General features: G+C 51.7%; 5 protein-coding genes and 1 pseudogene. 3 read left to right on the forward strand and 3 right to left on the reverse strand.

Annotation, left to right across the window (positions count from 1 at the left end):
- Positions 1-543 precede the first annotated feature (543 nt).
- The 3 genes from CHB65_RS16385 (at position 544) to CHB65_RS16395 (ending at position 6,794) form a co-directional block, all read left to right on the forward strand.
- Positions 544-1,893: a metallophosphoesterase family protein gene (locus tag CHB65_RS16385; protein WP_089386087.1), complete on the forward strand. Its 1,350-nt coding sequence runs from the start codon at positions 544-546 to the stop codon at positions 1,891-1,893.
- Positions 1,883-4,780 (forward strand): AAA family ATPase, encoded by a 2,898-nt coding sequence (locus CHB65_RS16390; RefSeq protein WP_089386088.1) that lies wholly within the window; start codon positions 1,883-1,885, stop codon positions 4,778-4,780. Before CHB65_RS16385 ends, CHB65_RS16390 begins: the two co-directional genes overlap by 11 nt.
- A 685-nt stretch (positions 4,781-5,465) precedes the next feature.
- Entirely contained in the window at positions 5,466-6,794 is a 1,329-nt protein-coding gene (locus CHB65_RS16395) for a Cdc6/Cdc18 family protein (RefSeq protein ID WP_089386089.1), read from the forward strand.
- Positions 6,795-7,286: 492 nt separating this feature from the next.
- On the opposite strand, the gene CHB65_RS16400 is transcribed toward CHB65_RS16395, so the two are convergent.
- From CHB65_RS16400 to CHB65_RS17175, 3 genes and pseudogenes are all read right to left on the reverse strand, one after another.
- Positions 7,287-7,607, reverse strand: a complete 321-nt coding sequence (locus CHB65_RS16400) for a hypothetical protein (protein WP_089386090.1) — start codon at positions 7,605-7,607, stop codon at positions 7,287-7,289.
- Positions 7,608-7,697: 90 nt separating this feature from the next.
- A complete protein-coding gene (locus tag CHB65_RS16405) occupies positions 7,698-8,306 on the reverse strand; it encodes an ABC transporter permease (protein ID WP_089386091.1) in 609 nt (202 codons plus the stop codon).
- Positions 8,288-8,374: pseudogene (locus tag CHB65_RS17175) on the reverse strand (IS6 family transposase); the annotation flags it as partial. The gene CHB65_RS16405 and the pseudogene CHB65_RS17175, both read right to left, overlap by 19 nt.

Here is an 8,374-nt window from a genome sequence, read left to right on the forward strand (position 1 = left end):
GAAGCTAAACAACCCTCTCCCGGTCGAAAAACGCTGTTAGAGGAGGTGTGTAGTGACCTCACCGCCAATGCGGGGGCTTAAACGAATACGAATGGTTCTGCTGTCTGTATCGAAGCTTCACGGCCTCCGGCGAGCGGCCTCCCACCCGCTTCCAAGAGCTCACGCCGGCGATGGACGCAGTGTGAGACACCAGCCACCGGCGGCGGCGCGACATCGCCGGCGGTAGGTCGTACAACCCCCAACACAGACGTTGGATCGTCCAAGGTGACCCACGTCATCACTCCTGTCAAACGAATCTCCTTAATCGACGCCAGTAACGAATATACGTGACGCCGGCGGCGACAGTCACCGCAAGGCGTGAGGGGGAGTCTCGGAAAGTCGGCTCGTGGAGGCGCTCAAGAACGAGCCGTGAGCGTCGCTCGCCGGCGAAGTGAGGAAGATTGTCCATACGCTATCGAAACGACTGCCCCGGGGGGCGTGACCTCGGGGAAAGTTCACGTTTGGCGAAAGATTGTTGCATAAACAAGTTGAGCAGATCAGTACATGGGAGTCCGGTTTCTTCACGCTGCAGACCTCCATCTCGGGAGCCCACTGGAGTCAGTCACGGACAAGCAACGCACAGATGAGCTCCACAGAGCAACACACGACGCACTCAAACGGATCATCTCTCTCGCGATTGACCGAGAAGTTGAGTTCGTGGTTGTCAGTGGAGACTTGTATGATAAACGCGCCCGTTCAGTGGAGGCAAACGACTTTCTTGTCCAACAGTTTGAACGGCTCAATGAACGTGACGTTCCCTGCTACATTGTACACGGCAATCATGACCCACTGTATGACGGTGCAGAGCGGCTTGACTGGCCGGAGAACGTGCACGTCTTCTCTGCTGATGGTGTTGAAATCATCGAGCACCCGGGCGAAGAGCACACGACGGCGAGACTACTCGGCCAGTCATACGGTCAACAGTGGGTAAGCGAAACCCTGTCTGATGAGTATACCCCGCCGGACAGCACGGTCCCGAATATCGGACTATTACACACAGGGCTAAATCCCGATGGTCGAAAATATGCACCCTGTAGTCCGAGCGATCTCGCCGCAAAAGAGATTGATTATTGGGCGCTTGGACATATCCACACGCCGGGTCGAATTGCTGGAGCGAACGCAGCATATGCCGGGATTCCACAGGGCCGTCACATCGGCGAGGCAGGCGTTGGTGGCTGTTACATTGTCGAGGTTGAGCCAAATGCGTCGCCAGAACTCGCGTTCCTTCCGACGAGTCCGGTCGTATGGCACGAAATAGAGATAGATATCGGAACGGCAAAAACAGGCGATGGAAAGCAAGTTGGGACGCTGAGTGAACTCGTAAGTTGCGTCGTTGATCGGTGTCAGGAAGTGAGGAATACAGGCTATACGGAACTGGCCGAGCGTGTTCTTGACGTCCCGGTATCCGATGTCGAGTGGGAGCCAACGGGCGTCATATTCAGGCTCAACCTCGTTGGGCGTGGGGCAGTCCACGACCAACTTGACGAGGAGGCAATACCGTGGCTTCAAACACAGATTGGTGAACGGCTGCCATCAGGGACCTCGACGGTATGGATCGAATCGATACGAGATCGAACATCACCCCCACTACCAGATGATGAAACGTTGCGAGAAGAAGACGAAACCATCGATGAACTTCACGCGCTGGTTGAAGAACTTAGAACACAACAAGAAGTTCAGCAAGACCTCAGAGAGACGGTCGGGGAAGTTTGGGAGTGGACTCCCGCTGAAGAAACAGAGGATCTTCCCGAAGATCGTCTTGTGTTGAACGAAGACCGTCTCGATGACCTGATCGATAGCGCCCTCCGACGTGCAACCGATAGAATTGCTCTGGAACACTACAATGTGGATTAACGACATCACGCTTGGCGACTTCGGCTGTTTCGATCATGAACAAGTGACCGACCTACAAGAGGGGGTCAACGTCATCGTGGGCCCACAGCGAGCGGGCAAAACGACGTTTATGCAGGCATTACGGCACCTCGGATATGGGATTCCACGTGATGGGAGTGTGCCGCCGGCGACAAACACGTACTCGCTGGGCGCAACCGTAACCATACCAGAGGGTGAATACCGAATCGATATTGACGGGCATGGGACTCCTACGGTGTCACCGGTGTATGGCCCTGAGCAGTCGGTTGAAGACCTGTACGCGAACCTCCAGACGACACAGTATCACCAACTGTACACAATTAGTCTAGATGAGCTTCGACGAACACCGCGAAGCCTCGATGACGATCACTCGCTTGCAGAGGTGCTTCTTGGAGGCGCCTTCGGTGATGTGGTTAAACTCCCCCAGTATCGAGATGAATTTAGCAGCGATGCAAAAAGCATCGGCGGGAAGCACGGCCGCGGTGTCTACCAGCTCAAAGATCCGATAGAGACGATCAACGATGGGGTTCACGAACGCAAAGAAGCAACGGCACAGGTTGATGAGTACGAAGCAATCGAGACAAAAGTCGAAGCGAAGACTCAGCGGCTCGAAGAAATCCAGTCACACACAAACGAGTTAGACACAGAGCAGGTGCTCTTGGAGGCCATCTCGTCGAATTATGAGGAGATTCAGCGACTCAAACAGCTCAATGAGGAGCTTGAACACGTCGATGAATCGAAACTCGATGCGTTCCCACTCGATAGACAAGACGCAGTGACACAGCAGTATGAGGCGTATAAGGAAGCACGTGCTAACGTAGCCGAGCGTCGTCGGGTGTTTAGCCAAGAGACAAGCCACGATGCGACGGATGCGTATCTCGAAAGTTTGCAAGCGCACGAGGATCGTATCCGACAACACCTCGCCGATCTATCGGGATTACGAGAGCGTCACAACCAGCTCGTTGAAAGGCAAGATAGCCTGCAGCGTGAGTGGGGTGGTCTCTCTCGGCAAGCGGCAGCGCTTAATGAAGAGTGGGATGGTGATCTTGATGCTGTACAGGAGATCGAGGCTGATACAATCGCGCGCGACCGAGTGAGACAAATCACCAGCGACTATGCTGATGCTATTGAACAGCGCGAGAGCGCACGAGAGGAATTAAAAGAGGCTCTCAATCGTAAGTATGCACTGGAAGAGCAACTAGAGGACGCGAAAGCAGAGCAGACCGAGAATGAGAGTCCATCATACATAGCCGTCGCAGGTGGAGCGGTTATCGCGCTGTTGCTCGGTACGGGGGTAGCGACAATTGTGAACCCGGTGGCTGGGGTATTCGTAACGTTCCTTATCCTTGCAGTGACAGGAGCGATGGCGTATCGGCAGTTTGATCCCAGTTCTGGAACGGAAACAGCAGTCCAGAATCTCGATTCGGACCTTCGACAGGCAAACGCTAACGTTGACCAAAAAGAAGCCGCTGTCGAAGCAGCTGAGGAGTCCGTTGAGACGAGTGAGGGCGAGTTCATTGAGCTGTGTCAATCGCTTGGCCTTCCGACGACGGTAGAACCGGAAGCCGTCGCAGCCTTCCACGACGATGTCCAAAATCTAAAAACGAACATTCGACGTGTTGAGAGTGAAAAAGGAAATTGTGAGCAGAAGATAGCAGAACTGCGAGAAGATCTCAAACCTCTTGGGCAAACGCTGGTCAACGTTGGGGCTCTCGAGACTATTCCGGATGATCCATTTGAAGATGTCAATCGACTCTTTGAAACGATAGCGCGGGTCGGCGAGCACACCCAAACTGCACGCAAAGTACAGAGAGCTGAGACGGAGGTGACGGCCGCTCGACAGAAACTGATCGGTGAGCTTGAGACATGGGATGAGATTGAGAATCTTGAGGGGGCAACGTTCGATGAGTTAGCTGCTCTTGTCGAGGAGTTTCTTCAGAGGGCCGCAACGGTAGATAAGAACCGGCGAAAACGAGATGACCGTGACCAGTGTCAGTCGAACTTACAGGCAGTGTTCAGACAGGAGTCGGTCGCCGTAGCGTTGTCAGATAGCTCGACACTGGATACCGCTGCAGAGGGTGGGATTTCGTACCAATCGGACACGGATGAGATACTGGGCCGCGTCATTGATGTTGTGGAGAGATACGGTGAGAAGACTCAGATTACAGACCGACTCGAACAAGTTCAGATCGAGTCTCAAGAGCTCGAAAAAGAAGCGGAGCAGTTGAGAGATACGCGTGCGGAGCTGCTTACCCAGTTGGATGATCTTCGTTCAGCCGACGATGTCAATGAGGCGTATACGACGATACAGGAGGGAAAAAAGCGTTTAGAGCCGCTTGCAGAGGAGTACGCGACGAATCGGATCGCCGAGTACTTTTTAGATGAACTGTATGACCGGTTTATTGATCGTACGACTGGACCGCTGCTTGATGATGCCAGCTCAATATTCGAACGGATCACCAACGGCACCTATGAGCGTGTCGAGACACACGACGAACTCGAAGAGCTCAATTTCGCTGCACTGCTTGCTGAAGGAGGAAGACACTCACCCAACGAACTCAGTCGAGCAACCGTCGAGCAGCTATTCTTAGCTATTCGTGTCGCGAGAATTAAGCGTGAATCACAGCCGCTACCGGTCATTCTCGATGACTCATTTACTAATTTTGATCCTAGCCATCGAGAGCGAACCATGCAGGTCATCAAAGAGCTCGCGAGTACCAATCAGGTGTTTATTCTTACTTGCCATCCCGAAATCGTCGAGGCGATCTCGGGGCTTGATGTTGGCGCATCCTACTGGAAGCTTGACTCTGGACGCTTCGATGGACCGACCACGGATGTTGAAGCCGAGCAGATTCTACGTATCAACTAGGTTGGCACAGACAACTAATTTCAATTTCTCGTGGGAGGCAGTATATCGCTGACTCAGTCAATTAGAAGAAATTTCACAGCGAAGATCGGGCCTGTTTGGAATGGAATTACTGTTGGAATCACATTAGGAGAGTCGCTCAATTTTGTCCTTGTCGGCGTCAGTGAGGAGCTGGACGTCGTATTCCTCCTGAAGTCCACCTTTTCTAACGGCGCAAGCCCTGACCCACACACACCACCCTGCAAGTGTTTTAGGAGAAATAATCGTGTCCCCCTACATCAGTCGTTCACGTGTCTGGGTCTGGATTGTATATAAAGTCGGCTGGTTAAGAGCACGAGAAAGTGGTTGCTAAATACAAAAGTCCAATATAGAGAGCCCATCTAGCCATCCAAACAACCGGCAACAACAACAACAACAACAAACTATATAATATAATAAATAAGGGCCAAGTTCCATACGAAACCACGTCCAGCTCGGTGAGCAGTTATGACGTTCAACACGCCATACATTTGTCGTGAACCCAGCTCACCCTACCCTTCCGTTCGAGAACGAGAACACTTGCAGGGTGGTGTGTGTGGGTTCCCTCAACAGACGTGTTTCATCAGGGTACCAACAGGACGAGAACACATGAAACACTTGCAGGGTGGTGGGTGGTTTTATATCACATCCAAGAGAAAGTGCTAACAAGATGGTCCAGACGGACGAGAATCCGTTTGAGGGAACAGACGCGATCTTCGAGGCCAAACAACCGCTAAAAAAGGATAGTTTCGATCCAGATACGATCTTTCACCGTGAGGATGAGATAGAGTTGTATGTTAATGCGCTCCAAGATGTTGTCGTAGGTCACGATCCCAACAATGTTTTCGTGTATGGTCCGACTGGTGTCGGAAAAACGGCTGTTACCAAGTGGGTAAGAGATAAACTGCTTGAAAAGGCCACAGAGCAGTCCGTTCCGCTTGAGATAATCGGCCCAGTAAATTGCCGGAATTACAAGTCATCATATCGGCTGGTCAGCCGGCTCGTCAATGAATTCCGTGATCCGGGTGACGAGTTGCCAAAGAGTGGTTACAGCACGGATACCGTGTTCGAATTTCTGTATGAGGAGATTGAGTCTGTCGGCGGAAATGTTGTGATAATTCTTGACGAGATTGATAATATACCTCCCGATGCGCGTAACGACTTTCTGTACGATTTACCCCGTGCTGAGGCCTCGGAGAATGCCGCAATTGATGATGCTCGGATTGGACTTATTGGGATCTCGAATGATCTCAAATTCGTGGATTCACTTGAACCGAAGGTGAAAAGCACGTTAGGGGAACGGGAAATCAAATTTGGTCCATATGATGCTGACGAACTGCGAGACATTCTTGGCTACTATGCTTCGGTTTCGTTCCACGATGGTGTCCTGTCTGATGACGTCATCCCGCTCGCGGCTGCATTTACTGCACAGGAACGTGGTGATGTCCGTCAGGGGCTCAAAATTCTGGAAAAAGCAGGAGAGTACGCGCGGATGGATGATTCTGAACAAGTTACTGAAGCGCACACACGCCGCGCGACTGAGACGATCGAGACGGACGAAATTCTTGATTGCTTTGATAACGACCTCACCCGACAGCAAGCACTTACATATATCGCGACGACACTCGCGATAATTGAACCGGAACACGATGCCCGCACCAAACGCATTTACCAGCTGTACACTTCACTTTCAGAAGCTATTGGCAGCGAAACTCGATCTGAACGGAAAATATATGAGTTCCTTGACCAGCTTTCGATGCAAGGGTTCGTCCGATCTGAAGATCACAATCAGGGGCGTGGGGGCGGTCGACGGTTTATCTATGAAGTGACGGATGATCCCGCAGATATCATCAATGCCGTATTTAAATCAGATTACCAAGAATCTCTTCCAAACAACATCTGGGATATACTTCAGGTATACAAGGAGGGTGAGGCTTCCTCATTTGAAGCGCCCGATCCTAATGATGATGTCCAGCGCCAAATCTGGCAATTCACGTAACACGAACATCGAAAACACTTGCACGGTGGTGTGAACAAAGCTGGTTGTATTCCGTGATCGTAGAACACTTGCAGAGTGGTGTGTCTCTATGAATCAGTCGAGCAGAACACTTGCAGGGTGGTGTTGAAAACACTTGCAAGGTGGTGTGTCTCTCTACACCGATTGAGCAGAACACTTGCAGGGTGGTGTGTCTTTCAACCTAAAGTGATGAGTTCATTAGTGGATAACTGACGCCGACGTGTCTATCCATTCCGACATCGACGGAATGGCGAGAGCGACACAACCACCAACGGTTACGGAGAATCGAGGAGAAAGCCTCGCGCTTCAGCGCGGGGAGGATGTCAACCAGATGATCTTGACTGCACCCAAGCAATTATCTACAATACGATTTTTTAGCCGCTCCGCGTGAGACAGAGGAACCCGCCACAGACGGCGTTGAATCATTATCTCGTCTACGGGGTGCTGGTTGCGTTATCACCCACAGGCACCCCGTTACTCGTCGGGATTCACTGGCCCTTTATATTTAGACTTCACCGATTCGCCTTCCCGCCATTGCCAGTAGTAATAGCGGTTGTCGTTAATCTCCTTGATTGTGATCGTCGCTTTTGTGGGAACGTCGTCCGGGACGTCATCAGATTGCCTGTCGATATCATCGTCATCGCGTTTCTCCTCAAGACGAGCCTCTCGAGTTTTATATTCCGCCAGTGCCTCGGTGTAATGGGCGATCGCTTGGAGTTTTTCTGGAGTGTAACCGTTGAGTGCAGTGACGAACTCTGCCGGGAGATCTGGTGGAGTTGGTGGTTCATCGTCCATCGACAGTCATCTCGCATTAACCAACAATATGCGCCTTATAATGGGTTTGTTGGTTAAATTAGTGGCAACGTATCACGATAATCCGATGAATCAAATACCCTGTCCAGTCGGATCACCGACGCCTCCATCTCCGCCGATGAAGTCTTCTACCCGAGCTAACAGTAAGTCGGCGCCAATGGCAAGCAACGCACCGGGAATTGCCCCGGCGATGATCATCGGAATATTATAGCCTTGAATCCCGGCGACAACCCAGTACCCGAGTCCTCCGCCACCGATGAATACTGCCAGATAGGCAGTTCCGATGACCAGCACGATACTCGTCCGAATGCCCGCAAAGATCACCGGCAGAGCAAGCGGAAATTGTATCGATCGAAGAATTTCCCAATCAGTCATTCCCATTCCACGAGCCGCTTCAACAGTACCGTCATCAACATTCTCAATTCCTTTGATCGTATTCATAATAATCGGTAAGATCGCATACGCCCACAACCCGACGACCGATGGCCAAAAGCCGAGTCCGATCAACGGAAATGCTAAAAACAGGATCGCGATTGTCGGAATTGTTTGGGCAGCATTTCCAAACCCAAGCACGACCGACTTAGCCCGTTCATTACGAACGGCCAGTACGGCTGCTGGGACCGCAAGGGCGATAGCTGCCAGCTCCGAGACAGCGGTAGTGTTCAGATAAGCTGATTCCATGCGAAGGCGAAGGATCGAAGCCAATCGTCGGCGGTATCTGCTTCGGCGTTGCTGAAACAGTTTGAGAA

Origin of the sequence: Halorubrum vacuolatum (assembly GCF_900188065.1) — an archaeon.
GTDB classification, from domain to species: domain Archaea; phylum Halobacteriota; class Halobacteria; order Halobacteriales; family Haloferacaceae; genus Halorubrum; species Halorubrum vacuolatum.